The sequence below is a fragment of the Streptomyces sp. BoleA5 genome (genome assembly GCF_000373665.1).
Taxonomy (GTDB): Bacteria; Actinomycetota; Actinomycetes; order Streptomycetales; family Streptomycetaceae; genus Actinacidiphila.
The window spans coordinates 77,008-102,108 of record NZ_KB892112.1 but is presented as its reverse complement, the minus strand read 5'-3'; the positions used below and the strand labels follow the sequence as shown (position 1 = coordinate 102,108).

General features: G+C 73.1%; 21 protein-coding genes and 2 pseudogenes. 13 read left to right on the top strand and 10 right to left on the bottom strand.

Annotated elements, in window-relative coordinates; all coding sequences use genetic code 11:
• The 3 genes from B085_RS0124240 to B085_RS0124230 all read left to right on the top strand — a co-directional run.
• The coding region (locus B085_RS0124240; protein ID WP_018561017.1) for an amidohydrolase family protein at window positions 1-748 on the top strand (748 nt) is incomplete at its 5' end.
• Window positions 749-768: 20 nt separating this feature from the next.
• A complete protein-coding gene (locus B085_RS0124235; protein WP_018561191.1) occupies window positions 769-1,788 on the top strand; it encodes a TIGR03842 family LLM class F420-dependent oxidoreductase in 1,020 nt (339 codons plus the stop codon).
• A gap of 67 nt (window positions 1,789-1,855) precedes the next feature.
• The gene (locus B085_RS0124230; RefSeq protein WP_018561190.1) at window positions 1,856-3,388 is read left to right on the top strand and encodes an NCS1 family nucleobase:cation symporter-1; all 1,533 of its coding nucleotides are present in this window, start codon (window positions 1,856-1,858) and stop codon (window positions 3,386-3,388) included.
• 34 nt (window positions 3,389-3,422) lie between these two features.
• Here B085_RS0124230 and B085_RS0124225 read toward each other — a convergent pair whose 3' ends face one another.
• From B085_RS0124225 to B085_RS0124210, 5 genes and pseudogenes are all read right to left on the bottom strand, one after another.
• Window positions 3,423-5,066, bottom strand: coding sequence for a PucR family transcriptional regulator (locus tag B085_RS0124225; protein ID WP_018561189.1), 1,644 nt, complete (start codon window positions 5,064-5,066; stop codon window positions 3,423-3,425).
• A 95-nt stretch (window positions 5,067-5,161) separates the two neighbouring features.
• Window positions 5,162-5,272 (bottom strand): annotated as a pseudogene (locus tag B085_RS51020) (amidohydrolase); the annotation flags it as partial.
• Between the two features lie 43 nt (window positions 5,273-5,315).
• Complete coding sequence (locus B085_RS0124220) at window positions 5,316-6,308, bottom strand: aldo/keto reductase (RefSeq protein ID WP_018561188.1); 993 nt, start codon at window positions 6,306-6,308, stop codon at window positions 5,316-5,318.
• Window positions 6,309-6,322: 14 nt separating this feature from the next.
• Window positions 6,323-7,090, bottom strand: coding sequence for an SDR family NAD(P)-dependent oxidoreductase (locus B085_RS0124215; protein WP_018561187.1), 768 nt, complete (start codon window positions 7,088-7,090; stop codon window positions 6,323-6,325).
• Complete coding sequence (locus B085_RS0124210) at window positions 7,087-8,427, bottom strand: enolase C-terminal domain-like protein (protein WP_018561186.1); 1,341 nt, start codon at window positions 8,425-8,427, stop codon at window positions 7,087-7,089. Before B085_RS0124210 ends, B085_RS0124215 begins: the two co-directional genes overlap by 4 nt.
• A 231-nt stretch (window positions 8,428-8,658) precedes the next feature.
• Here B085_RS0124210 and B085_RS0124205 point away from each other — a divergent pair, with 231 nt between their 5' ends.
• From B085_RS0124205 to B085_RS0124195, 3 genes are read left to right on the top strand one after another with little or no spacing between them, the layout of a single operon-like run.
• Window positions 8,659-9,711: a sugar ABC transporter substrate-binding protein gene (locus B085_RS0124205; RefSeq protein ID WP_018561185.1), complete on the top strand. Its 1,053-nt coding sequence runs from the start codon at window positions 8,659-8,661 to the stop codon at window positions 9,709-9,711.
• 33 nt (window positions 9,712-9,744) lie between these two features.
• Complete coding sequence (locus tag B085_RS0124200) at window positions 9,745-11,316, top strand: sugar ABC transporter ATP-binding protein (RefSeq protein WP_018561184.1); 1,572 nt, start codon at window positions 9,745-9,747, stop codon at window positions 11,314-11,316.
• A 2-nt stretch (window positions 11,317-11,318) separates the two neighbouring features.
• Entirely contained in the window at window positions 11,319-12,365 is a 1,047-nt protein-coding gene (locus tag B085_RS0124195; RefSeq protein ID WP_018561183.1) for an ABC transporter permease, read from the top strand.
• A gap of 28 nt (window positions 12,366-12,393) precedes the next feature.
• On the opposite strand, the gene B085_RS0124190 is transcribed toward B085_RS0124195, so the two are convergent.
• Window positions 12,394-12,828, bottom strand: coding sequence for a nucleoside deaminase (locus B085_RS0124190; protein ID WP_018561182.1), 435 nt, complete (start codon window positions 12,826-12,828; stop codon window positions 12,394-12,396).
• 2 nt (window positions 12,829-12,830) lie between these two features.
• Window positions 12,831-13,676 (bottom strand): TIGR03619 family F420-dependent LLM class oxidoreductase, encoded by an 846-nt coding sequence (locus tag B085_RS0124185; protein ID WP_026251376.1) that lies wholly within the window; start codon window positions 13,674-13,676, stop codon window positions 12,831-12,833.
• A 93-nt stretch (window positions 13,677-13,769) separates the two neighbouring features.
• Between B085_RS0124185 and B085_RS43630 the strand changes: the two are divergent.
• Both B085_RS43630 and B085_RS0124175 read left to right on the top strand, forming a co-directional pair.
• Window positions 13,770-14,221 (top strand): annotated as a pseudogene (locus B085_RS43630) (Lrp/AsnC family transcriptional regulator).
• A 2-nt stretch (window positions 14,222-14,223) separates the two neighbouring features.
• Window positions 14,224-14,601: a nuclear transport factor 2 family protein gene (locus B085_RS0124175; RefSeq protein ID WP_026251375.1), complete on the top strand. Its 378-nt coding sequence runs from the start codon at window positions 14,224-14,226 to the stop codon at window positions 14,599-14,601.
• A 24-nt stretch (window positions 14,602-14,625) separates the two neighbouring features.
• On the opposite strand, the gene B085_RS0124170 is transcribed toward B085_RS0124175, so the two are convergent.
• Window positions 14,626-16,683 (bottom strand): phosphocholine-specific phospholipase C, encoded by a 2,058-nt coding sequence (locus B085_RS0124170; RefSeq protein ID WP_018561179.1) that lies wholly within the window; start codon window positions 16,681-16,683, stop codon window positions 14,626-14,628.
• 199 nt (window positions 16,684-16,882) lie between these two features.
• On the opposite strand from B085_RS0124170, the gene B085_RS0124165 reads away from it, so the two are divergent.
• The 4 genes from B085_RS0124165 to meaB all read left to right on the top strand — a co-directional run bounded on the left by B085_RS0124165 (window position 16,883) and on the right by meaB (window position 22,870).
• On the top strand, window positions 16,883-17,641 hold the full coding sequence (locus B085_RS0124165; protein WP_018561178.1) for a potassium channel family protein: 759 nt from the start codon (window positions 16,883-16,885) through the stop codon (window positions 17,639-17,641).
• A 144-nt stretch (window positions 17,642-17,785) separates the two neighbouring features.
• Window positions 17,786-19,681 (top strand): methylmalonyl-CoA mutase small subunit, encoded by a 1,896-nt coding sequence (gene mutA, locus B085_RS0124160; RefSeq protein ID WP_018561177.1) that lies wholly within the window; start codon window positions 17,786-17,788, stop codon window positions 19,679-19,681.
• Window positions 19,681-21,882: a methylmalonyl-CoA mutase gene (gene scpA, locus B085_RS0124155; RefSeq protein WP_018561176.1), complete on the top strand. Its 2,202-nt coding sequence runs from the start codon at window positions 19,681-19,683 to the stop codon at window positions 21,880-21,882. Before mutA ends, scpA begins: the two co-directional genes overlap by 1 nt.
• Window positions 21,883-21,886: 4 nt before the next feature.
• Window positions 21,887-22,870: a methylmalonyl Co-A mutase-associated GTPase MeaB gene (gene meaB / locus B085_RS0124150; RefSeq protein ID WP_018561175.1), complete on the top strand. Its 984-nt coding sequence runs from the start codon at window positions 21,887-21,889 to the stop codon at window positions 22,868-22,870.
• A 16-nt stretch (window positions 22,871-22,886) separates the two neighbouring features.
• On the opposite strand, the gene B085_RS0124145 is transcribed toward meaB, so the two are convergent.
• Together B085_RS0124145 and B085_RS0124140 are read right to left on the bottom strand one after the other, a co-directional pair.
• On the bottom strand, window positions 22,887-23,174 hold the full coding sequence (locus B085_RS0124145; RefSeq protein ID WP_018561174.1) for a hypothetical protein: 288 nt from the start codon (window positions 23,172-23,174) through the stop codon (window positions 22,887-22,889).
• Between the two features lie 298 nt (window positions 23,175-23,472).
• On the bottom strand, window positions 23,473-24,282 hold the full coding sequence (locus B085_RS0124140; protein ID WP_018561173.1) for a helix-turn-helix domain-containing protein: 810 nt from the start codon (window positions 24,280-24,282) through the stop codon (window positions 23,473-23,475).
• Between the two features lie 197 nt (window positions 24,283-24,479).
• Between B085_RS0124140 and B085_RS0124135 the strand changes: the two genes are divergently transcribed.
• The gene (locus B085_RS0124135) at window positions 24,480-25,067 is read left to right on the top strand and encodes a TIGR03086 family metal-binding protein (RefSeq protein ID WP_018561172.1); all 588 of its coding nucleotides are present in this window, start codon (window positions 24,480-24,482) and stop codon (window positions 25,065-25,067) included.
• Window positions 25,068-25,101: the final 34 nt, after the last annotated feature.

The following is a 25,101-nucleotide window of genomic DNA, read 5'->3' as shown; positions in this document are numbered from 1 at the left end:
CGAGCTGCTGGAGGCCGAGGCGACCCACCGCGCCATCCGGCTCGCCCAGGTCGCGGGCTCCCCGCTCTACGTCGTCCACGTCTCCGCCCGGCAGGCGGTCGAGCAGATCACCCTCGCCAGGGACGAGGGGCTGAACGTCTTCGGCGAGACGTGTCCGCAGTATCTGTTCCTGTCCACGGACAATCTNGCGGAGCCGGACTTCGAGGGGGCCAAGTACGTGTGCTCCACGCCGTTGCGGCCGAAGGAGCACCAGGCGGCGCTGTGGCGGGCCCTGCGGACCAACGACCTGCAGGTGGTGTCGACGGACCACTGCCCGTTCTGCTTCGTGGGTCAGAAGGAGCTGGGGCGGGGTGACTTCTCGAAGATCCCGAACGGTCTGCCGGGGGTGGAGAACCGGATGGACCTGTTGCACCAGGCCGTGGTGGACGGTCACATCAGCCGCCGCCGGTGGATCGAGATCGCCTGTGCGACGCCGGCGCGGATGTTCGGTCTCTATCCGCGCAAGGGCACCATCGCGCCGGGTGCGGACGCCGACATCGTGGTCTACGACCCGGACGCGGAGCAGGTCGTGTCCGCCGCCACCCACCACATGAACGTCGACTACTCGGCCTACGAGGGCAAGCACCTGCGCGGCAAGGCCCGCACCGTGATCTCGCGCGGCACCGTCGTCGTCGACCAGGACCGCTACCTGGGCAGGGCCGGTCACGGCCGCTACCAGACCCGCGAGACATGCCAGTACCTCGTCTAGCCACCCCAGGGAGCGCAGCCATGGATTTTGGNCTCGTCCTGCAGACGGACCCGCCCGCCGCGGGGGTCGTGGAGCTGATGCGGCGNGCCGAGCGCAACGGCTTCACCCACGGCTGGACGTTCGACTCGACCGTGCTGTGGCAGGAGCCGTTCGTCATCTACAGCCAGATCCTGGCGAACACCGAACGGATGGTCGTCGGCCCGATGGTCACCAATCCGGGCACCCGTACCTGGGAGGTGACCGCCTCCACCTTCGCCACGCTCAACGAGATGTTCGGCAACCGGACGATCTGCGGCATCGGGCGGGGCGACTCGGCGATGCGTGTGGCCGGACGCAAGCCCAACACCCTCGCGCGCATCGAGGAGGCGATGCACGTCATCCGGGAACTCGCCGAGGGCCGCGAGGCCGACCTCGGCGGCACGGTCGTCCGCATCCCCTGGATCAAGGAGGGGGCGAGGCTGCCGGTGTGGATGGCGGCGTACGGGCCGAGGGCGCTGGCGATCGCCGGGGCGAAGGCGGACGGGTTCATCCTGCAGCTCGCCGACGTCTATCTGACGGAGTGGATGGTCAAGGCGGTCAGGGAGGCCGCGGTCGCCGCCGGACGTGACCCGGCCGAGGTGAAGGTGTGCGTGGCNGCTCCGGCGTACGTCACCGAGGACGACTCCCCGCAGGCGCTGGCCCACGCCCGCGAGCAGTGCCGCTGGTTCGGCGGCATGGTCGGCAACCACGTCGCCGACCTNGTNTCCANGTACGGNGAGNNNTCNGNCNCNGTNCCCNANGNNCTCACNGANTACATCANGGCCCGCNAGGGNTACGACTACTCGCACCACGGCCGCACCGGCAACCCCGACACCGCGTTCGTCCCCGACGAGATCGTCGACCGCTTCTGCCTCATCGGCACCCCCGAGCAGCACGTCGAGAAGCTGCGCGCTCTGGAGGCCCTCGGCGTCGACCAGTTCGCGGTCTACGACATGCACGACGCCAAGGAGTCCACCATCGACGCCTACGGCTCCACCGTCATCCCCGCGCTCCGCGCCTGATCCCGGGTCCGCCATCCCCCCACACGGCACGTTCGATCCCCGTACCCCTCGAACGAAGGGGGCTGCCATGACAGCCACCGCTCCACCCCCTGCCGGAAGAGCCGGGGCCGACGGCCGCGTCGAGCTCTCGCCCGACGCCGTCCCGTCCGGCCCGTACGCCAACGAGGACCTGCTGCCCGTTCCGCTCGCCCAGCGGAAGTGGACCACCTACAACTTCACCGCGCTGTGGGTCGGGATGGCCCACAACGTCGCCTCATGGACCCTCGCATCCGGCCTGGTCGCCCTCGGTATGGACTGGAAGCAGGCGGTGCTCACCATCGCCCTCGCCAACGTCATCGTGCTGGTGCCGATGCTGCTCACCGGCCACGCCGGTCCCAAGTACGGCATCCCGTTCCCCGTGTTCGCCCGTGCGTCGTTCGGGGTGCGCGGGGCCAATCTGCCCGCCCTGGTCCGGGCGGCGGTCGCGTGCGTGTGGTTCGGCATCCAGACCTGGATCGGCGGCTCCGGCATCTTCCTGCTCGCCGGGAAGCTCTTCGGTGACTCGTGGGCGAACGCCGGGACGATCGGCGGGTACCCGTGGACGCAGTGGCTGTCCTTCGTCGTCTTCTGGATCATCCAGGTCGCGATCATCGTGCGCGGCATGGAGATGGTGCGGCGGTTCGAGAACTGGGCCGCGCCCTTCGTCATCGTCGGCGCCATCGCCCTGCTGATCTGGATGACGAACAAGGCGGGCGGCCTCGGCCCGCTGCTCGACCAGCCCTCCGCACTCGGCTGGGGCGGCGACTTCTGGAAGGTCTTCTTCCCCGCCCTCATGGGCATGATCGGCTTCTGGTCGACGCTCTCCCTGAACATCCCCGACTTCACCCGCTACGCGGCCGGGCAGCGCGCCCAGCTGTGGGGGCAGTCCCTCGGGCTGCCCACCACGATGACGCTCTTCGCGCTGCTGTCGGTGCTCGTGACCTCCGGGTCGCAGGCGGTCTACGGCGAGCCGATCTGGGACCCGGTGGCCCTGGCCGCGAAGCTCGACAACTGGGCCGCGGTGCTCTTCGCCCTGATCACGGTCCTGGTGGCCACCCTGTCGGTGAACATCGCGGCGAACGTGGTCTCGCCCGCCTTCGACCTGTCCAACATCGCGCCGCGCAGGATCAGCTTCCGCACCGGCGCGCTGATCACCTCGGTCGTCGGCGTCGTCATCTTCCCGTGGAAGCTGCTGGCCAGCCCGCAGGCGTACATCTTCACCTGGCTCGGCACCGTCGGCGGCCTGCTGGGCACCGTGGCGGGCATCCTGATCGCCGACTACTGGATCCTGCGCCGCACGCGGCTGGAGCTCGCCGACCTCTACAGATCCGAGGGCCGCTACTGGTACGACGGCGGCTGGAACTGGCGGGCGCTGGCGGCGTTCGTGGCGGGCGGTGTCCTCGCCATCGGCGGCTCCCACTCCGGACTCGACGCCAAGGGCGTCAAGCAGGGGCCGTTCCCGGTCGACGGACTGATCCCCTTCCTGAAGCCGCTCGCGGACTACGGGTGGGCCGTCGGCCTCGCCGCATCCCTCCTGGTCTACGTCCTGCTCAGCCGGCTCGCGCCGGACCGCAGCAGCTGACCGCGCGGCGTCCCGGGCCCGGGTCCCGCCGCCCTCAGCGGCCGGACCCGGGCCCCGCGGCGCGCTGCGCCTCGTGCGCGAGCAGCGCCACGTAGAGCGAGGTGAGCTGTTCCCAGTCGTCCAGGTCGATGCCGAGCAGCGACTCGATGCTCTGCAGTCTCCGGTACAGGGCGGGCCGGCTGACGTGGTGCACCTGGGCGGCCGCCGACTTGTTGCGGCCCGTCGCCAGATAGGTGCGCAGCACCTCCAGCAGCGCCGGGTTCCCCAACAGCGGCCCCAACTCCCGCCCGATGAAAGCCTGAAGCTCCGGCTCGTCGCGCAGCAGGCGCACCAGGCCGCGCAGCCGTACGTCGCGCAGCCGGGCCACCGGCGCGTCCGGAGGGCCGGCGACCGCGGCGTCCGCCACGTGCACCGCCTCGACGAAGGAGCGGCGCACCTCGTCCAGTTCCCGGCAGCCGAAGCCCGCGCCGACCACCACCGTACGGCCCCGCCCCGCCAGCTCCTCGTGCACCCGCACCGCCACCTTGCGCACGGCGGCGTCGGCGTCCTGACCGGCGGGGATGCTCAGCAGGACCGCCGTACCGGCGGTGCCGATCCGGGCCACCAGCCCGGCCACGCCGGGGTGTTCGGCCAGCGCGTGCTCGATCGGCTCCGGCAGGTCGTCCCGGCCCTCCGGCGCCGCGCCCAGGGGGCGGACGACGAGGGGCACGAAGATGCGCCGGTTGACCGGGAGGCCCGCGGCACGCACCCGGGTGACCAACTGCTCCGGGCGGGCCGTGCCCGTCGCCAGGTCGTGCAGCAGCGACTCGGCGGCCTGGTCCTCCCAGCCCCGGTCCTGGTCGCCGAGGAGGCGGTGCATGGCCAGCGCCTCGGAGGCACGGGCGCCGAGCACCCGGCCGAACTCCTCCGGACCGCGGTGGCCGAAGAGCACCAGACGCCCCCACTGCCGGCCCCGGGCCTCCAGCGGCGCGACGATCCAGCCGTCCGGGCCGACCGTCACCGCGCCGCTGCCGGCCAGTTCGGCGACCTGCCCGGAGACCCGCTCCCAGTCGCGCAGCAGGTCGTTGAGCGAACCCTTGTCCCCGGCCGAGGCCAGCACGCGCTGCGCGAGGTTGACGACGACCGCGGGACATCCGCTGTGCGCGGCGATCTCGTCAAGGACCTGCTGCAGACTGGCGCCGGAAAGATTGAGCGCGGTCAGCGAGGAGCGGACCCGGTCGGAGAGGTCGAGCGCGGCGAACCGGCCGTGCACCAGCCGTGCGTGCACCTCCTCCGTGAGCCGGGCGAACGGCGCCGGGCGGTGCAGCACGATCAGCGGCACCCCGCAGCGCTCGGCGGCCCGGCGCATCGGCTCGGGCGTGGTGCGGAACGCCCGGCCGAGGCCCAGCACGACCGCCGCGACGTCGGCGCGCTGCATCGACTCGACGTACTCGCGCTGCGCTCGCTCGTCGCCCGCCAGCAGCAGGCCGGTGGTCAGCACCATCTCGCCGCCGCTGAGCATGACGCCGACGTCCAGTGCCTCGGCCACGTGCAGCCAGCGCACCGCGCGGTGCAGATGGGCGGAACCGGCCACGACCTCCGGCACCCAGGGCGCCACGAGGTCCAGATCGAGCACGTCGCGCACGGTGAGCCGCCCCGCCGTGCTCGCCGGGGGTGTGTCCGGTCTGCCGTCGCCCACGCGCCCACGCCCGTCCCTCGTGCCGCCAGGGGTGGGAGTCTAATCACCCCTGCCCCGCCCGGGGCCGTCCATGCGGGGGACCAGAGCCCGTAGACGCGCCGGGCCGTGCCGGAGAAGACCTCCCGCCGCTCGGCCTCGGCCAGTTTGCCGGTCAGGACGCGGGCGGTGTCGACCACCTCGGCGTAGGAGGCGGTGAGCCGGCACACCGGCCAGTCGGGTCCGCCCGCACCTTCGTGTGCAGCGCGACCCTCATGACGCCTCGCCGTCCGGTACGGGCACGTCCGCGCCGAGCAGGCCCTCGGAGCGGAGGTCGGCCCACAGCGGGGCCGGCAGCGGCAGCCGCAGCAGGGCGGCGGTGTCCCGCGCCTCGTCGGCGGAGCGCAGCCCCACCAGCGTGCTCGCGACGGCGGGATGGGCCGCGGGGAAGCGCAGCGCGGCCGCGCGCAGCGGCACGCCGTGCCGGCCCGTCACCGAGCGCAGGCGCCGGGCGCGGGCGAGCACGGGTTCCGGGGCGGGGGCGTAGTCGTACGTGGCGTCCTCGCCGGGGTCGATCAGCAGGCCGGAGTTGAAGGCACCGCCCACGACGACGCTCGCGCCGCGGGACGCCGCCAGCGGCAGCACCTCGGCCAGGCCCTCCTGCTCCAGCAGCGTGTAGCGGCCGGCCATCAGCACCACGTCGACGTCGGTGTCGCGCAGGAACCGGGCGAGCATGGAGGTCTGGTTCATGCCCGCGCCGATCGCGCGGACGACGCCCTCCGAGCGCAGTCGCTCCAGCGCCGGGTAGCCCTGGCCGAAGGCCTCCTCGGCGTGGTCGTCGGGGTCGTGGAGGTAGACCAGGTCGACGTGGTCCAGGCCCAGGCGCTCCAGGCTGGCCTCGATGGAGCGCCGGACGCCGTCGGCGCTGAAGTCCCAGACGCGGCGCAGCCGGGCGGGCACGGCGAAGCCGTTCGCCAGGTCGTCCCCGCCCGGCCCGCCGGGTTCCAGCAGCCGCCCCACCTTGGTCGAGACGGTGTATCCGGCCCGCGGCCGGTCGCGCAGGGCGGCGCCGAGCCGGCGCTCGGACAGGCCGAGCCCGTAGTGGGGCGCGGTGTCGAAGTAGCGGACGCCGGCGTCCCAGGCGGCGTCCACGGCCGCGCGGGCGGCGTCGTCGCCGACCGGGGTGAAGAGGTTGCCGATCGGGGCGGCGCCGAAGCCCACCTCGGTGACGGCGACCCCGCTGCTGCCCAGGGTGGTGGTGCGCATCGCGGTCCCGTCCCTCACTGCCCGGCGGGGCGCAGCCGCAGCCCGGCCATGCCGCCGTCCACGGCGAGCGCGGTGCCGGTGACGGAGGCGGCGGCGGGGCTCGCCAGGTAGACGATGGCGGCGGCCACCTCGTCGGCGGTCACCAGCCGGCCCATCGGCTGCCGGGCGTCGAGGGCGGCGCGTTCCGCCTCGGGGTCGTCGGCGGCGTCCAGCAGCCGGGCCACCCACGGGGTGTCGGCGGTACCGGGGTTGACGCAGTTGACCCGGATTCCCTCGCGGACGTGGTCGGCGGCCATCGCCAGGGTCAGCGAGAGCACGGCTCCCTTGCTGGCGCTGTACAGCGCGCGCTGCGGCAGCCCGGCGGTGGCGGCGATGGAGCAGGTGTTGACGATCGCGGGCCGGGCCGAGCGCCGCAGGTACGGGAGCGCCGCGCGGGTGGTGCGCACCATGCCGAGCACATTGACGTCGAGCACGTGGTGCCACTGCTCGTCTGGGTTGTCCTCGACGGTGCCCGTCGCCCCGATGCCCGCGTTGTTGACGAGGACGTCGAGGCCGCCGAGCGCCTCCGCGGCGGCGTCCACGGCGGCGCGGGTGGAGGCGTCGTCGGACACGTCGGCCTTGAAGCCGGTCAGCTGCCCGGGCAGTCCGTCCGGCGCCAGGTCCAGTACGGCGACCCGCGCGCCGCGCGCGGCAAGCAGCCGCGCGGTCGCCAGGCCGATCCCGGAGGCACCGCCCGTCACCAGGGCGCCGAGGCCCTCCAGATCGCGCGATTCCTCGCTCATGCCGTCCCACCTTCCTGCCGTGTCCGGTCGGCCACCCAGAACGTACCGTCGGGGTAGCGGTACGCGTCGATCGCTTCCGGTCGCATCTGCGCGGAGAAGCCGGGTGCCACCGGGGCGGTGTAGTGGCCGCGGCGCATGACGACCGGCGTGGTGAAGTGCTCGTGGAGGTGGTCCACGTACTCGATGGCGCGGTCCTCGGTCGTCCCGGCCAGCGCCACGAAGTCGAACATCGACAGGTGCTGCACCAGTTCGCACAGCCCGACGCCGCCCGCGTGCGGGCACACCGGGACGTCGAAGGCCGCGGCCAGCAGCAGGATCGCCAGGTTCTCGTTGACCCCGCCGACCCGTGCCGCGTCGATCTGCAGCACGTCGATGGCGCCGGCCTGCAGCAACTGCTTGAAGACGATGCGGTTCTGCACGTGCTCGCCGGTGGCGACCCGGACCGGGGCGACCGCCTTGCGGATCGTGGCGTGGCCGAGGACGTCGTCGGGGGAGGTGGGTTCCTCGATCCAGTACGGGTCGAACTCGCCCAGCGCGGTCACCCAGGAGACGGCCTCGGCGACTCCCCACCGCTGGTTGGCGTCGATGGCGATGCGCACGTCCGGGCCCACGGCGGCGCGGGCCGCGCGCATGCGCCGTACGTCGTCGCCGAAGTCGGCGCCGACTTTCAGCTTGATCTGGGTGAAGCCGTCGGCCACGGCCTGCTCGGCGAGCCGGGTCAGCTTCTCGTCGGAGTAGCCGAGCCAGCCGGGCGAGGTGGTGTAGCCGGGGTAGCCGTGTTCCAGCAGCGCGGTGGTGCGCTCGGCGGCGCCCTCGCGGCCCGCGCGCAGCAGTTCGAGCGCGCGCTCGGGGGTGAGGGCGTCGTCGATGTAGCGGAAGTCGACCTGGGAGACCAGCCATTCGGGCTCGGCCTCGGCCAGCAGCCGCCACAGCGGCAGGCCCCGGCGCTTGGCGGCCAGGTCCCACACGGCGTTGACGACGGCCCCGATCGCCATGTGCATCACGCCCTTCTCGGGCCCCAGCCAGCGCAGCTGGCTGTCGCCGGTCAGGTCGCGCGCGACGGAGCCGGGGTCGGCGCACAGCTCCTCGACCGGCCGGCCGACGAGATGGGGGCGGAGTGCCTCGATCGCCGCGACCTGGACGTCGTTGCCCCGGCCGATGGTGAAGACGAAGCCGTGACCCTCGTGGCCGTCGTCGGCGTCGGTGCGCAGCACCACGTACGCGGCGGAGTAGTCGGGATCCGGATTCATCGCGTCCGAGCCGTCGAGCTCCCGCGAGGTGGGGAAGCGGATGTCGCTGGTGTCGATCGCGGTGATGCGGGCGGAGGTTGCGGACAAGTGGCTGCCTTTCACGCTCGGCCTGGCCAAGACATCGGAGGTCTCGCGCCACGGTGACTCTAGGGCCCCGCGACAGGACTGGCAATCCATTCCTCGGATGTCTCGCCTGTCGAACTCCATTCGATCGTGTCCGTATAAGGGGTTGTCAGGCTCGCGAGACGGACTTACCTTCCTCTCGTCCGGGATACCTCGGATGAATCGCCCGGCTTACCCGGACAGGGAGAACACGGCATGAAGCCCGCCCGCACGCGCTCCACCGCCGCGATGGCCGTGGCCGTTCTCGTCACGGCCGCCCTCGCCACCGCCTGCAACCGCGGCAGCACCGGCGCCGCCGCCGGCTCCGGCGGCGGCAGGCCCGCCATCGGCATCGACCTGCCGCGCTCCGACTCCGACTTCTGGAACTCCTACGCCCAGTACCTCGAGAAGGGCATCAAGGACGAGGGCCTGAACGCGCTGCCGCGGAGCAACTCCCAGAACGACGTCACCAAGCTCGTCGCCAACGTCCAGGTCTTCCAGAACACCGGGGCCAAGGCCGTCGTCATGGCGCCGCAGGACACCGGCGCCATCGCCTCCACCCTGGACACCCTCGCCGGCAAGAAGATCCCCGTGGTCAGCGTGGACACGCGCCCCGACAAGGGCGACGTCTACATGGTCGTCCGCGCCGACAACAAGGCCTACGGCACCAAGGCCTGCGAGTTCCTCGGCGAGCAACTGGGCGGCAAGGGCAAGGTCGCCGAGTTCCAGGGCGCCCTGGACTCCATCAACGGCCGCGACCGCTCCGAGGCGTTTGCGGCGTGCATGAAGGAGAAGTTCCCCGGCATCACGGTCTTCGAGCTGCCCACCGACTGGAAGGGCGACGTCGCCTCCGCCAAGCTGCAGAGCCTGCTCGCGCAGCACCCCGACCTGAACGGCATCTACATGCAGGCCGGCGGTGTCTTCCTGCAGCCGACGCTGGCCCTGCTCAAGCAGAAGGGCCTGCTCAAGCCCGCCGGGCAGAAGGGCCACATCAGCATCGTCTCCAACGACGGCATCCCGCAGGAGCTGGACGCCATCCGCAAGGGCGAGATCGACGCCACCGTCTCCCAGCCGGCCGACCTCTACGCGAAGTACGCGCTGTACTACGCCAAGGCCGCCGCCGAGGGGAAGACCTTCAAGGCCGGTCCCACCGACCACGACTCGACGATCATCAGCATCCCGGGCGGCCTGGAGGACCAGCTCCCCGCGCCGCTGGTGACCAAGGAGAACGTCGACGACAAGGCCCTGTGGGGCAACAACATCGGCTGACCGCCCGTCCGCACCGAAGAACGGAAGACCACCATGGCGGACACCGCCACCGCGCCGCCGGCCGTGGCCGAGGCGACCGGGATCGGCAAGCGCTACGGCGCCACCGTGGCGCTGCGCGACGCGGGCATCTCGGTCGCCCCGGGCGAGTCGCACGCCCTCGTGGGCCGCAACGGCGCGGGCAAGTCCACCCTCGTCGGCATCCTCACCGGCCTCCAGCAGCCCGACACCGGCACCCTGCGCTTCTCGGGCGAGCCGGCGCCCTCCTTCGGCGACACCGACGGCTGGCGCTCCCGGGTCGCCTGCGTCTACCAGCGCTCCACCGTCATCGGCGAACTCTCCGTCGCCGAGAACCTCTTCCTCAACCGGCAGAGCCCCGGCCCGCTGCGCCCCATCCGGTGGACGGCGCTGCGCCGCCGCGCGTCGGAACTGCTGGGCGAGTACGGGGTCGACATCAACCCCGCCGCGCGCGCCCGCGACCTCACCGTCGAACAGCGGCAGTTCGTCGAGATCGCGCGCGCCCTCTCCTTCGGCGCGCGCTTCATCATCCTCGACGAGCCCACCGCCCGGCTCGACGCCCGCGGCATCGCCCGGCTCTTCGACAAGCTCCGCGACCTGCAACGGCAGGGCGTGGCCTTCCTCTTCATCTCGCACCACCTGCAGGAGGTCTACGACCTCTGCACCACCGTCACCGTCTACCGCGACGCCCGTCACATCGTCACCGCACCGGTGGCCGACCTGGACCACGACGCCCTGGTCGAGGCGATGACCGGGGAGAGCGCCGCCGCGCCCGCGGCGGGCGCCCCGGCGTCCGTCCGCACCCCGGCCGCCGCGGGCCCGGCGCTGCTGGACGTGACCGGCCTGACCCTGCGCGACGCCTACGCGGACGTCTCCCTGGAAGTGCGCGCGGGCGAGGTCGTCGGCCTCGCCGGCGCCACCGCCAGCGGCAACGTCCGGCTGGCGGAGACCCTCGCCGGACTGCACCGCGCCGACGCCGGGCGGATCACCGTCGGCGGGCGCGAGGTCCGCGCCTCCGGCGTCCCCGCCGCCCTGGCCGCTGGGGTGGGCCTGGTGCCCGAGGACCGCCACCACCAGGGCCTGGTCGGCTCGCGCAGTGTGGCCGAGAACGCCACCCTCACCGTCACCGGCCAGCTCGGGCCGTACGGCACCGTACTGCCCTCGCGGACCCGAGAGTTCGCCGAGCGCATGATCAAGGACCTGGACATCAGGACGCCGGGCGCGGGGACCCCCGTCTCCGCGCTCTCCGGCGGCAACCAGCAGAAGGTCGTGGTCGCCCGCGCCCTGGCCACCGACCCGCACGTACTGGTCGCCGTGCGCCCCACCAACGGGGTCGACGTGCGCTCCAAGGAGTTCCTGCTGGGCAGGATCCGCAAGGTCGCCGACGACGGGCGGGCGGCGCTGGTCGTCTCCGACGAACTGGACGACCTCAGGGCGTGCGACCGGATCGTGGCCATGTTCCACGGCCGGGTGGTCGCGGAGTTCGGCCGGGGCTGGCGCGACGAGGACCTGGTCGCCGCCATGGAGGGCGTGGCCGCCCGTCCCGCGCAGGAGCGGGACACCGAGCAGGGAGAGGAACAGGAAGGGTAGCCATGTCCACCACCACTGACGTCACCGAGCCGCCGGTGCCCGCCGCCGAGGCGGCCGCGGCCGGGACGCCGCGCCGCGTACCGGGCGGGCTCGCCCGTTTCCGCGAACTGTCCCTCGTCCCGGCGATCCTGGTGCTGGGCGTCATCGGCTTCATCGTCTCGCCGGCCTTCCTCACCTCCGACAACCTCATCGGCGTCGCCCAGCAGTCCACCGAACTCAGCCTGCTCGTGCTGGCCCAGGCGCTGATCCTCATCGCGGGACGGATGGACCTGTCGCTGGAGTCCACCATCGGCGTCGCGCCCGTCATCGCCGTCTGGCTCGTGCTGCCCGCCGCGGGCGGCCGCTTCACCGGACTGGAACTGCTGCCGGTCTGGACGGCGATACCCGTGTGCCTGCTGGTGGGCGCGGTCATCGGCGCCGTCAACGGCTTCTTCATCCTCAAGCTGCGGCTGAACGGCTTCATCGTCACCCTCGGCGCGCTCACCATGCTGCGCGGGCTGCAGATCGCCATCTCCGAGGGGCGTTCCATCGTCGAGCTGCCCGCCTCGTTCACCTACCTCGGGCATGCCTCCTGGGCCGGGGTGCCCGCCGCGATCTGGGTCTGCGCCCTGCTCTTCGCGGTCGGCGGCTGCGCACTCGCCTGGCTGCGGCACGGCCGGGCACTGTACGCGATCGGCGGCAACCCCGAGGCCGCGCGCACCGCCGGCATCCGGGTGGACCGGATCACCTGGGTGGTGCTCATCGTCGGCGGCGTCCTCGCCGCCTTCGCGGGCGTGCTCTACAGCGGGCACTACGGCTCGATCTCCGCGGACCAGGGCAGCGGCTGGATCTTCCAGGTCTTCGCCGCGACCGTGATCGGCGGGGTCAGCCTCAACGGCGGCCGCGGCACGCTCTTCGGGGCGCTCACCGGCGTCCTGACCCTGCAGCTCGTCGTCAACGTGATGACCTTGGCGGGCGTGCCCCCGCTGTGGAACCAGTTCCTCAACGGGGCCATCATCATCGTCGCCCTGATCATCTCCCGCTTCGCCTCGGGCGAGAAGCAGGAGTGAGGGGGCCGGGTCGGGGCCGGCGGCGGGATCAGTAGTAGCCCTCGACCGGGACGCGGGCCTCGTCGTACAGGGCCGGGCCCTCCTGCGGCACGTGCGGGAAACCGGCCCTGGCCGCCGGCGACTTGAGCCCGGTGAGCTGGTCGGTGGAGAGCGCGTAGACCACGCGCCCCAGCCCCGAGCGCTCGATGGCGCCCGCGCACATCCCGCAGGGCTGGCAGCTGGTGTACATGGTGGTGGCGGCCGCGGTGGCCGGATCGAGCTCCCGGGCCGCCCACCGCGCCAGCTTCAGCTCGGGGTGGGCGGTGATGTCGTCGTCGCTGAGGCTGCTGTTGTGGTCCTCGGCGAGCACGGACCCGTCCGGCCCGGCCAGCAGCGAGCCGAACGGCGGATTGCCGGACGCGCGGGCCTCGGCGGCCAGTTCGACCGCCCGGCGCAGCAGACGGGTCGTCATCTCGTCGGTCATCGTCACTCCGTTCGTGAGCGGTGGGCGGCGACCGCCGCGAGGGCCTGCCACGCCGTCTGCGGGCGCAGCGTCTCGCGGGGGTCGCCGTCGAAGGGGTCCAGGACGACGGTGTCCGCACCGAGCGCCCGCAGGTCCGCGAGGTCGGCGGTGATCTGCTCGAAGGTGCCCACACCCGCGAGCCGGTCCGGTCCGGTGACCGGTTCCGCCGTGATCCGCAGCGCGATGCGCGGCGCGAGGGCGGGTACGGGCCGCCCCTGCTCGCGTGCCTGGGAGGCGAGCTCGCCGACGGCCTCGCGCAGCCACGGCAGGGTGAACCGCAGCGGGTGCCACGCGTCGCCGACGCGCACCGCCCGCCGGCGTCCCGCCGCGCTGTTGCCGCCGATCCAGAGCGGCACCGGGCCGCCGGCGTAGTCCGCCTCGTCCTTCCAGGCCCCGCGCAGGGCCGTGAGGTGCTCGTCCGTCAGCGCGCCGCGCCGCTCGAACGGGACCCCGAGCGCCGCGAACTCCTGCCGCGCCCAGCCCACTCCCACGCCGAGCACCAGCCGGCCGCCGCTGAGCATGTTGAGGTTCGCCGCCATCCGGGCCGTCAGCAGCGGGTGCCGGTACGGCAGGATCAGCACCGTCGTGCCCAGCCGGATCCGGTCGGTGACGCCGGCGAGCCACGACAGGGTGGTGAAGGGTTCGTAGAAGGGCGCCGGGTACTGCTCCGCCACATCCGGGGTCACCACGACGTGGTCGGAGACCATCAGCAGGTCGAAGCCCAGCCCCTCCACCGTCCGCGCCCAGTCGCGCAGCACGCCGGGGTCGGTTCCGGGCCCGAAATTCGGGACGTTCACACCGATTCGCACCCCGTCAGGCTATCCAGCCGGCCGCCCCGGCCGGAAGGCATTCCTCCCGGTGTGATCGCCGCCCGTCCGTGGATCCGCCGGTGTCTTCGCCGCATGGCCGAGTATCCCGACGCGACCGTCCGGGCGATCCGCGACGAACTGCAGCGCGGCCGGATCCCCTTCACCGAACCGGCCCGACGGGTCGGCCTCGGCGCCTCCGCGACCACCGAGCGGGTGCGCCGGCTGGAGACCCTGGGCGTCATCACGGGCTACCGCGCCGAGGCCGGCCTCGGCAAGGCCGGTTGCCCGGTCCTCGCGGTCGTCCGCCTCTACCCCGGCAGCCGCCACGAGCCCCTGCACCGGCTGCTCGGCGGGCGCCCGGAGATCCTGGAGTGGGCACCACGGGGGAGGAGTGCTACGTGCTGAAGGTCGCCGCCGCGTCCATGGTCCACCTGGAGGAGGTCATGGACGAGTCGGCGCGGTTCGGGAGCGTCACGACCAGCGTGGTCTGCCGGCAGACCCGGCCGTACCGGGGACCGGGCGGCGCTCCGTCCGGCATGCTGTGAGCATGGAGTCTGCGAAGGTCGTCGAAGAGTTGTGGCAGCGCATCCAGGCGCGCGACTGGGCCGGTGCCGGTGAACTGATCGCCGAGGACGCCGTGGTGGAGTGGCCCGTGAGCGGCGAGCGCATCGTCGGCAGGGCGAACTTCCTCGCCGTCAACAGCGAGTACCCGCAGGGCTGGTCGGTCCGCGTGCTCAAGATCGTGGGTGAGGGCGATCAGGCGGTCTCCGAGGTCGAGGTGCCGCACGTGGACCTCGGCCTGTTCCACGCCGCGTCGTTCTGGACCGTCCGCGACGGGCGGATCGTCGCCGGACGCGAGTACTGGACGAGCCCCGGCTCCGACCCCCGCCCGGAGTGGCGCGCCCGCTACGTCGAGCCGATGTAGCGGGCGCGCTCCGGGCGCGGTGCGTCAGCCGCCGATCGCCGGGTCGCTGGTGCTGTCCCGGCCCGTCTCGACGTGACCGGCGAGACGGCGCTCGAAGCCGCCGTCGTGGCCGGCGGTGACGGTCAGGTCGTACCAGCCGTGAGTGCGCTCGGTCCCGGCGACGTGGACCACGTGGGCGCCCGGACGCAGCCGGTGGGAGGCCGCCTTGTGCTCGCCGTAGCCGTCCCGGACGGTGAGCGTGACCGTCTCGTGGCCGTGGTTGGTCAGGACCAGGCGCACGGCGCCGCTCCTGCCGTCGTGCCGGGCGCTGACCTCGGCACCCGCCGCCGCGACCCGGCCGGCGAACCGGCGCAGGAAGCCGTTGGGGCCGTGCACGGTCACGTCGTAGTCGCCGTGGGCGCCCGCGGGGAGGTCCCAGGCGCCGGTGAGCGAGTGCCCCGCCCCAACGGTGTACGTCCACGGACCGGAGGCGTCCGTCGCGGAGGTGACCAGGAAGGCGGCTCCGGCCTCGCCGTGGGACGCGAACTCGATCCGCAGCGAGCCCGCGGCGCTGATCCCGCCGTCCGCGGCGAGGTCGTACGGGACGGGCCGCGCCGGGCGCAGACCGCGCTCCTGACGGGGCAGCGATCCCACGGCGGGAGGGACCGGCGAGTAGTCGGGGTGACGGTCGCCGTCCGGCGGGAGGTAGCCGTCGGTGCCCGGCAGCCGCGGGGGCCGGCTGTCCTTGTGCCGGAAGTCGAAGGCGGTCGTCAGATCGCCGCAGACGGCGCGGCGCCAGGGGGAGATGTTGGGCTCGGTCACGCCGAACCGGCGCTCCACGAAGCGGATGATGGAGGTGTGGTCGAAGGTCTGCGAGCAGACGTATCCGCCCTTGCTCCAGGGCGAGACGACGAACATCGGGACGCGCTGGCCCAGGCCGTACGGACCCGCCGGGCGCCCGCTGTCGCCGGCGTAGAGGTCGAGGCCGACGTCGACGGTGGAGGCGCCCTGCGCGGACGAGCCGGCCGGGAACGGCGGCACGACGTGGTCGAAGAACCCGTCGTTCTCGTCGTAGGTGATGAACAGCGCGGTCCTGCTCCACACCTCGGGGTTGGAGGTGAGCGCGTCGAGGACCTGCGAGATGTACCAGGCGCCGTAGTTGGCGGGCCAGTTGGGGTGCTCGGTGAAGGCCTCGGGGGCGACGACCCAGGAGACCTCCGGCAGCTTCCCCGCCTTGACGTCGGCACGCAGGACGTCGAAGAAGCCCTCGCCCTTGCGCGCGTCGGTGCCGGTGCGGGCCTTGTCGTACAGCGGGTCGCCGGGCTTGGCGTTGCGGTACTGGTCGAAGTAGAGCAGCGAGTTGTCACCGTAGTTGCCGCGGTAGGCGTCGTCGATCCAGCCCCAGCCGCCGGCGGCGTCCAGGCCGTCGCCGACGTCCTGGTAGATCTTCCAGGAGACCCCGGCCTTCTCCAGCCGTTCGGGATAGGTCGTCCAGGAGTAGCCCTTCTCGTCGTTGCCGAGGACGGGGCCACCGCCCTTGCCGTCGTTGCCGGTGTGGCCCGTCCACAGGTAGTAGCGGTTCGGGTCGGTGGAGCCCATGAAGGAGCAGTGGTAGGCGTCGCAGACCGTGAACGCGTCGGCGAGCGCGTGGTGGAACGGGATGTCCTCGCGGGTCAGGTGCGCCATCGTCGTGGCGGACTTGGCCGGGATCCACCGGTCGTACCTGCCCTTGTTGAAGGCCGCCTGGGTGTCCTTCCATCCGTGCGGCAGGTCCTCCAGGAAGGCGAGGCCGAGGTCGTCGGCGTCCGGGCGGAAGGGCAGCACCTCCTTCGTGCCGTCCGACTGGTGCCAGACCGGTTTGCCGCTCGGCAGCGTCACCGGGTGCGGGTCCCCGAACCCCCTGACGCCGCGCAGGGTGCCGAGGTAGTGGTCGAAGGAGCGGTTCTCCTGCATCAGGACCACGATGTGCTCGACGTCCTTGATGGAGCCGGTGCTCCGGTGCGCGGGTATCTCCGCCGCGCGGGCGATGCTGGTGGACAGCGCGGTCAGGGCGGCGGTGCCGCCCGCCAGCTGCATGAACCTTCTGCGGTCGAGGGCGTTCATGAGGGGACTGTCTCCCAAGGGGATGCGATGGGCGGTCGGATGTGCGAAGCCGTCAGCTTCCTCAACTTGTCCGAACAAGTGGGGGCCAGTACACGAACCGTTCGGGAAGCCTGCCCCAACCGGTCCCGCGGTCGGCCGTGCCGTGAGCGGGGCCTGACGTGCCGCCGTGGGATGCCGGGAGAGCGTGCACACTGAGCCCATGAACCGTCTCGAACGCTGGGAGCAGCGGACCAGGGCGTCGCTGCTCGCCCTGGCCGCGGTGTTCGGTGCCGCGTACGCCCTGCCGATCCTGGTGCCGGCGGCCGACCCCGCGCTCATCACCACCGCGCACTGGACGGAGCGCACGGTCTGGGCCCTGTTCGCCGCCGACTACGCGGTCCGCCTGGCCCTGAGCGAGCGGCGCTGGGAATTCGTCAGGCGGCAGCCGCTCAGCCTGGCGGTGGTCCTCCTCCCGCTGCTCCAGCCGCTGCGCCTGCTGCGGCTGGTGTCGGCGCTCTTCCTGGTCGGCCAGCGGGTACGGCTGGCGGCTCAGGTGCGCCTGACGACCTATGTCGTGGGTGCGGTGCTCGGCCTGCTGGCGTTCGGGTCGGTCGCCGTCCTCGAGGCCGAGCGCGGCTCACCGCACGGCAACATCCGCACCATCGGCGACGCCTTGTGGTGGTCCTTCACCACGATGACGACCGTGGGCTACGGGGACCACGCCCCCACCACGGGCGTCGGCCGGCTCATCGCCGTCGGGCTGATGCTCTCGGGCATCGCCCTGCTCGGTGTGGTCACCGCCAACATCGCCGCGTGGTTCCTGGCGCGCTTCCAGGAGGACGAGGAGGAGAACCGGCGTGTCCAGGAGGTCACCGAGGAGCTGCTGCTGGAGGTCCGTGAGCTGCGCCGACAGGTCGCCGACCTCACGCGGGCCGCGACCGGCGCCCGCGCCGGGGCGTCGGGACGGGCCGCCGAATAGCGCCGGCGGCGCCGTTCGGACGGCGCCCCCGCCCCGCCGGCCGATAGGGCATCGCGTCCGAACGGATCAAGGGCGCACCGGAATGGGCAAGGTCACAGGTGTGCCCCCTGCTGCTCACCTGCTAACGGGCACTAACCTCTGAGCATGACGGTCCTGCCTGACGACGGGCTTTCCCTGGCCGCCGAATTCCCGGATGCGACCCACGAGCAGTGGCGGCGCCTCGTAGAGGGCGTCCTGCGCAAGGCGGGCAAGGACGTCTCGGGTCAGGCGGCGGAGGACGCGCTGTCCACCAGCCTCGAAGACGGGCTCACCACGCGCCCGCTGTACACCGCGCCCGACGCGCCCGACGCCTTCGGCGACGGCGTCGGACTCCCCGGCTTCGCGCCCTACACCCGGGGCGGTGCCCCGGCGGGCGCCGTCCTCGGCGGCTGGGACGTACGCCAGCGCCACGCGCGGCCCGACGCGGCCCGCACGAACGAGGCCGTGCTCGCCGATCTCGAGAACGGCGTCACGTCCCTCTGGCTCGTGCTGGGCGACGCCGGGCTCCCGGTGTCCGCGCTCGGCACGGTCCTGGACGGCGTCTACCTCGACCTCGCCCCGGTCGTGCTCGACGCCGGCGCGGACTTCGAGGCGGCCGGGCAGGCGCTGCTCGCGCTGTACGAAGAGCGCGGCGTGCCCCGCCGGGCCGCGCGCGGCAACCTCGGCGCCGACCCCCTCGGCCACGCCGCCCGTACCGGTGGGGCGGACGCCCTCGCCGAGCGCACCGCCGCCGCCGTGGGACTCGCCCGCCGCGCCCACGAGGGGTATCCGGGGCTGCGCGCGCTGACCGTCGACGCCCTGCCGTACCACGAGGCGGGCGGCTCGGCTGCCGAGGAACTCGGCGCGTCCCTCGCCACCGGCGTGGCCTACCTGCGGGCGCTCACCGAGGCCGGGCTGCCGGTCGACGCGGCCTGCGCACAGCTGGAGTTCCGCTACGCCGCCACCGCCGACCAGTTCCTGACGATCGCCAAGCTGCGCGCCGCGCGCCGGCTGTGGGCCCGCGTCGCCGAGGTGTGCGGCGCGACCGCGGCCGCCGCGGGGCAGCGCCAGCACGTCGTCACGTCACCGGTGATGATGACCCGCCGCGACCCGTGGGTGAACATGCTGCGCACCACCGTCGCCACGCTCGGCGCCGGCGTCGGCGGCGCGGACTCCGTCACGGTGCTGCCCTTCGACCACGCGCTGGGCCTGCCCGACGCCTTCGCGCGCCGCATCGCCCGCAACACCTCCACCATCCTCGTGGAGGAGTCCCACCTGGCCCGGGTCGTCGACCCCGCGGGCGGCTCCTGGTACGTGGAGCGGCTCACCGACGAACTCGCCGGGGCCGCCTGGGCCTGGTTCCAGGAGCTGGAGCGCGCCGGCGGACAGGCCGCCGCCCTCGCCTCCGGCCTGGTCGCCGACCGCCTGGCCGCGACCTGGGCGAAGCGCACGCGGGCACTGGCCGAACGCCGTGAGCCGATCACCGGCGTCAGCGAGTTCCCGCTGCTGTCCGAGGCGCCCGTCGAGCGCGACCCGGCCCCGGCCGCCCCTTCCGGCGGCCTGCCGAAGGTCCGCCGCGACGAGGCCTACGAGAGCCTGCGGGCCCGCTCTGACGCCCACCTGGCCGCGACCGGGTCCCGCCCGAAGGTCTTCCTGGCGGCCCTCGGCCCCGCCGCCGCGCACACCGGCCGGGTCGGCTTCGCCGCCAACCTCTTCCAGGCCGGCGGTGTCGAGCCCGTCCACGACCCGGTGACGGTCGACGCCACGAGCGCGGCCGAGGCCTTCGTCCGCAGCGGAGCGCAGATCGCCTGCCTGTGCTCCAGCGACGCGCTCTACGCGGAGCAGGCAGCGGATGTCGCCGGGGCCCTGAAGGCGGCGGGCGCGGGCCGGGTGTTCCTGGCCGGCCGCCCCGGCGAGCGCGAGGCCGCCTACACGGCGGCCGGTGTCGACGGCTTCGTCTTCGCGGGCGGCGACGCGGTCGCCGTCCTGACCTCCGTTCTCGACCGGATGGGAGTGGCGTGATGCGGATCCCCGACTTCTCGGAGATCGAACTCGGACCGGGCGCCGGCGAGGGCGCCACCGAGGAGCAGTGGCGCGCCGCGGTGAAGGAGACCACCGGCCGCGGCGCCGAGGACCTGGTGTGGGAGACGCCCGAGGGCATCGGCGTCAAGCCGCTCTACACCGGCCGCGACCTGGAGGGCCTGGACTTCCTGGGCACCTACCCGGGCATGGCCCCGTACCTGCGCGGCCCCTACCCGACGATGTACGTCAACCAGCCCTGGACGATCCGGCAGTACGCGGGCTTCTCCACCGCCGAGGAGTCCAACGCCTTCTACCGGCGCAACCTCGCCGCCGGCCAGAAGGGCCTGTCCGTCGCCTTCGACCTGCCGACGCACCGCGGCTACGACAGCGACCACCCGCGCGTCACCGGCGACGTGGGCATGGCGGGCGTCGCCATCGACTCCATCTACGACATGCGGCAGCTCTTCGACGGCATCCCGCTGGACCGGATGACCGTGTCGATGACGATGAACGGCGCCGTGCTGCCGGTGCTCGCGCTCTACATCGTGGCGGCGGAGGAGCAGGGCGTACCGCCCGAGAAGCTCGCGGGGACCATTCAGAACGACATCCTCAAGGAGTTCATGGTCCGCAACACCTACATCTACCCGCCCAAGCCCTCGATGCGGATCATCTCCGACATCTTCGCGTACACCTCGCAGAAGATGCCGCGCTACAACTCGATCTCCATCTCCGGCTACCACATCCAGGAGGCCGGGGCCACGGCCGACCTGGAGCTGGCCTACACCCTCGCCGACGGCGTGGAGTACCTGCGCGCGGGGCTCGGCGCCGGCCTGGACGTCGACGCCTTCGCGCCGCGGCTGTCCTTCTTCTGGGCGATCGGGATGAACTTCTTCATGGAGGTCGCCAAGCTGCGCGCGGCCCGCCTGCTGTGGGCCAGGCTGGTCAAGCAGTTCGAGCCGGGGAACGACAAGTCGCTCTCCCTGCGCACCCATTCCCAGACCTCCGGCTGGTCGCTCACCGCGCAGGACGTGTTCAACAACGTCACACGCACCTGCGTGGAGGCGATGGCCGCCACCCAGGGCCACACCCAGTCGCTGCACACCAACGCCCTCGACGAGGCCCTGGCGCTGCCCACCGACTTCTCCGCGCGCATCGCCCGCAACACCCAGCTGCTGCTGCAGCAGGAGTCCGGCACCACCCGGGCCATCGACCCGTGGGGCGGCTCCGCCTACGTCGAGAAGCTGACGTACGACCTGGCGCGGCGCGCCTGGCAGCACATCCAGGAGGTCGAGAAGGCCGGCGGCATGGCGCAGGCGATCGACGCGGGCATCCCCAAGATGCGCGTCGAGGAGGCCGCGGCCCGTACCCAGGCGCGTATCGACTCCGGCCGCCAGCCCGTCATCGGCGTCAACAAGTACCGGGTGGACAGCGACGAGCAGATCGAGGTCCTCAAGGTCGACAACTCTTCCGTGCGCGGCCGGCAGGTGGCCAAGCTGCGCCGGCTGCGCGAGGAGCGCGACGAGGCCGCCTGCCGCGACGCGCTGAGCGCGCTGACGGCCGCCGCCGAGCGGGGCGCCGGCCGGGGGCTGGAGGGCAACCTGCTGGCACTCGCGGTGGACGCGGCCCGCGCAAAGGCCACCGTGGGCGAGATCTCCGACGCCCTGGAGAAGGTGTACGGCCGGCACGCCGGGCAGATCCGTACGATCTCCGGTGTGTACCGCAACGAGGCAGGGGAGTCGCCGTCCGTGGAGCGCACCCGCGCGCTGGTCGACCGCTTCGAGGAGGCGGAGGGCCGCCGCCCGCGCATCCTCGTCGCCAAGATGGGCCAGGACGGCCACGACCGGGGCCAGAAGGTGATCGCCACCGCCTTCGCGGACCTGGGCTTCACGGTGGACGTCGGGCCGCTCTTCCAGACCCCCGCCGAGGTCGCCCGGCAGGCGGTGGAGGCCGACGTGCACATCGTCGGCGTGTCCTCGCTAGCCGCCGGGCACCTCACGCTGGTGCCCGCGCTGCGCGAGGAACTGGCGGCCGAGGGCCGCGAGGACATCATGATCGTGGTCGGCGGCGTCATCCCGCCGCAGGACGTCCCCGAACTGCTCGGCATGGGCGCGGCCGCGGTCTTCCCGCCCGGCACCGTCATCCCCGACTCGGCGTACGACCTGGTCACGCGGCTGGCCGCCGCGCTCGGCCACGAACTGTGAGCCCATGCCTCCCACCATCGACCTCGACGCGTACGTCAAGGGCGTGCTGGACGGCTCCCGGGCGTGGATCGCGCGCGCCATCACCCTGGTGGAGTCGTCGCGGCCCGATCACCGGGAGCTCGCCCAGCGGCTCCTGACCGAGCTGCTGCCGCACGCGGGCAAGGCCCGCAGGATCGGCGTCAGCGGGGTGCCGGGGGTGGGCAAGTCGACCTTCATCGACGCCTTCGGCACCCTGCTCACCGGCCTCGGCCACCGGGTCGCGGTGCTCGCCGTCGACCCGTCGTCCACGCTGACCGGCGGCTCCATCCTGGGCGACAAGACCCGGATGGAACGGCTCGCGGTGGACCGCTCGGCTTTCGTGCGGCCCTCGCCGTCGGCCGGGACGCTCGGCGGCGTGGCCAAGGCGACCCGGGAGTCCGTCGTCGTGGTGGAGGCGGCGGGCTACGACGTGGTGCTCGTCGAGACCGTGGGTGTCGGACAGTCCGAGACCGCGGTCGCGGGCATGGTCGACACCTTCCTGCTGCTGACGCTGGCCCGGACCGGTGACCAGCTCCAGGGCATCAAGAAGGGCGTCCTGGAGCTCGCCGACGTCATCACCGTCAACAAGGCCGACGGCCCGCACGAGCGCGACGCCCGCGCCGCCGCACGCGAACTGTCCGGCGCCCTGCGGATGATGACCCCGGTGGACTCCGCCTGGACTCCGCCCGTGCTCACCTGCAGCGCCCGCGAGGGCACCGGCCTCGACGCCCTGTGGGAGCGGCTGGAGCAGCACCGCACGCTGCTGGAGTCCACGGGCCGGCTGGCCGCCAAGCGGCGCGACCAGCAGACGGAGTGGGCCTGGAGCATGGTCCGCGAGGAACTGCTGGGCCGCCTGCGGGACCACCCCGAGGTGCGCAGGCTGACCCCGGAGATCGAACGGCAGGTCCGGGAGGGCACGCTGACGCCCACCCTGGCCGCCGCGCGCATTCTCGAGGCCTTCTCGGGCTGAGCCGGACCGCCCCGGGTCAGGCCGCCCGCGCCTGGCCCCGGGGCACGGCGCACCGTCCCGCCGCCCACAGCGCTCCGGGCATGTTGCAGTCCGGGCCGACCTGGTGCCGGTCGACGTAGGCGAACAGCCGCCGTGCCTCCACCATGTGTGCCGCGCACGCGAACGAGCCGTGCCCGGGCAGCCATTGGATGTGCCACCGCGCGGGTTCCGCGCACGGTCGCGCCGCGTCGGCGGCGACGCGGCCGCACGGCGTCGTGCCGTCGACGGGTATCGGGGTGAGCCGGGGCGTGATGGGACCGGTCATGGGCGGGCCTCCTCTGCCGCGCGCGCGACCTGTGCGCGTGTGGGTGACGGGCCGCTTGCGCGCACTCGATGTCGGTATGCCCCGTCATGGTGGCCTCCGACGCATGTGCGGAGGTCAGGAGTTGGTAACCGCCGGGGAGGTGGGGCTGGCGGCGGCCGCACGTTGCGGCGTACTCGTTCCTCGCCGTTCCCCGAACGGCACGGGGTCGTTGATGGTGCACCGGCCCGGCGATCGCCGCGCCGTCGGGCTGGTGACGAGGCCCGGGTGGGGCCGGGCCGTTCGCGGTGCCGCGCGCGGGTCAGCTCGCGTACGCGGTGGGCGGCACGCCGACGGTCGCGGTGAAGTCCCGGACCAGATGGGCCTGGTCGCTGTAGCCGAGTTCCGCGGCGAGGGCGGACCAGTCGACGGCCGCCTCGGACTCCGCGCGCTCCAGGGCCTCGTGGATGCGGTAACGGAGGATGACCCACTTCGGGCTGACGCCGACGTACGCCGCGAACAGCCGCTGCAGCGAGCGGGCGGACATGCCCTCGGAGCGGGCGAAGTCCTCGACCCGCAGGATGGAGCGGTCGTGCCGGATGCGGTCGGCCAGCGCCGCGGCGAGGGCCGCCTGCGGGTCGGGTGCGGGGGCGAGCGACAGCAGGAACGCGTCGAGGGCGGCGACGCGGGTGTCCTCGTCCCGAGGGCCGAGCACCGCGCCCGGCACGGCCTCGTGGCCGGGCAGCGCGTCGTCGAGCAGGACACGCCGGCCCGTCCAGTGCGACACCGGCACCGCGGGCGAGAAGGGCCGGAAGCCGCCGGGCCGGAACTGGATGCCGCAGACGCGCCCGGTGGCCTCCAGCTTCTGCGTGAACAGCTCCAGCCCGATCCCCGAGACCTCGCCGAAGTCCGGGGCGGCGCCGTGGCGCTGGAAGACGATGTTGACCGAGGGGTGCGGCACGACGTGCGAGGCGTAGGGCTCGGCGAGGTCCCAGTCGATCAGCCAGTAGTGCTCCAGGTACGGGCGCAGCGCGGGAGCGGGCGCCCGGCGCCGGAAGCGGACGCGGGCGAAGAGCTCCGGGGCGTCGACGATGCCCCGGGTGTCGCGGCGCGGGCTGTCCGGACCTGCCATACCGGCGATCCTACGGTGCACCCCTGTCGCGTTTCTTCAAGCCGCCGGGCTTTGCCCCGCCCTCGCGTCGGCCCCATGACGATGCCCCGGGTGTCGCGGCGCGGGCTGTCCGGACCTGCCATACCGGCGATCCTACGGTGCACCCCTGTCGCGTTTCTTCAAGCCGCCGGGCTTTGCCCCGCCCTCGCGTCGGCCCCATGACGACGAGAACCGGTGAACTGCTCGCCGCGGCCCGCGACCGGGCCCTGCCCCTGGTGCGCGCGCTGCCCGACGACGCCTTGGACGCGCCGACGCCCTGCGCCGAGTACGACGTGCGGAACCTGCTCAACCACCTCTTCCACGTGGTCGTCGGCTTCCAGGCCTCCGCGGCGCGCGAGGAGGCCGACTTCTCCGTCACCCCGGACCGTCTCGCCGAGTACGGCGAGACGGTCCGGGGGGCGCGCTTCGAGGAGGAGACGGGACGGCTGGTGGCCGCCTGGGCGGTACCGGGCGCCGACGAGGGCGTGGCCGGGTCGATGAACCTGCCCGCGCGCACCGTCGGCGCGACGGCGCTGCTGGACCTGACGGTGCACCCCTGGGACCTCGCCCGCGCCACCGGGCTGCCCTGGACACCGGACACCGAGGGGCTGCGGGCGCAGGAGGAACTGGTGGCCGTGATGGGGCCCACCGCCCGGAAGGCGGGCGTCTTCGGCGAGCCGGCGCCCATGCCCGCCGGGGCCTCCGCCTTCGAGGCCCTGCTGGCGGGCACGGGCCGCGATCCGCGCTGGAGCCGCCCGGCCGCGTAGCGCGAAACACTTTTGCAACTGGTTGCACAATCGA

Coding starts and splice junctions, on each gene's coding strand:
- B085_RS0124175 (WP_026251375.1), top strand. CDS start 14,224: ATGGAGTCTGCGAAGGTCGTCGAAGAGTTGTGGCAGCGCATCCAGGCG.
- B085_RS0124170 (WP_018561179.1), bottom strand. CDS start 16,683: ATGAACGCCCTCGACCGCAGAAGGTTCATGCAGCTGGCGGGCGGCACC.
- B085_RS0124200 (WP_018561184.1), top strand. CDS start 9,745: ATGGCGGACACCGCCACCGCGCCGCCGGCCGTGGCCGAGGCGACCGGG.
- B085_RS0124205 (WP_018561185.1), top strand. CDS start 8,659: ATGAAGCCCGCCCGCACGCGCTCCACCGCCGCGATGGCCGTGGCCGTT.
- B085_RS0124145 (WP_018561174.1), bottom strand. CDS start 23,174: ATGACCGGTCCCATCACGCCCCGGCTCACCCCGATACCCGTCGACGGC.
- mutA (WP_018561177.1), top strand. CDS start 17,786: ATGACGGTCCTGCCTGACGACGGGCTTTCCCTGGCCGCCGAATTCCCG.
- scpA (WP_018561176.1), top strand. CDS start 19,681: ATGCGGATCCCCGACTTCTCGGAGATCGAACTCGGACCGGGCGCCGGC.
- B085_RS0124215 (WP_018561187.1), bottom strand. CDS start 7,090: ATGAGCGAGGAATCGCGCGATCTGGAGGGCCTCGGCGCCCTGGTGACG.
- B085_RS0124190 (WP_018561182.1), bottom strand. CDS start 12,828: ATGACCGACGAGATGACGACCCGTCTGCTGCGCCGGGCGGTCGAACTG.
- B085_RS0124230 (WP_018561190.1), top strand. CDS start 1,856: ATGACAGCCACCGCTCCACCCCCTGCCGGAAGAGCCGGGGCCGACGGC.
- B085_RS0124220 (WP_018561188.1), bottom strand. CDS start 6,308: ATGCGCACCACCACCCTGGGCAGCAGCGGGGTCGCCGTCACCGAGGTG.
- B085_RS0124165 (WP_018561178.1), top strand. CDS start 16,883: ATGAACCGTCTCGAACGCTGGGAGCAGCGGACCAGGGCGTCGCTGCTC.
- B085_RS0124140 (WP_018561173.1), bottom strand. CDS start 24,282: ATGGCAGGTCCGGACAGCCCGCGCCGCGACACCCGGGGCATCGTCGAC.
- meaB (WP_018561175.1), top strand. CDS start 21,887: ATGCCTCCCACCATCGACCTCGACGCGTACGTCAAGGGCGTGCTGGAC.
- B085_RS0124135 (WP_018561172.1), top strand. CDS start 24,480: ATGACGACGAGAACCGGTGAACTGCTCGCCGCGGCCCGCGACCGGGCC.
- B085_RS0124195 (WP_018561183.1), top strand. CDS start 11,319: ATGTCCACCACCACTGACGTCACCGAGCCGCCGGTGCCCGCCGCCGAG.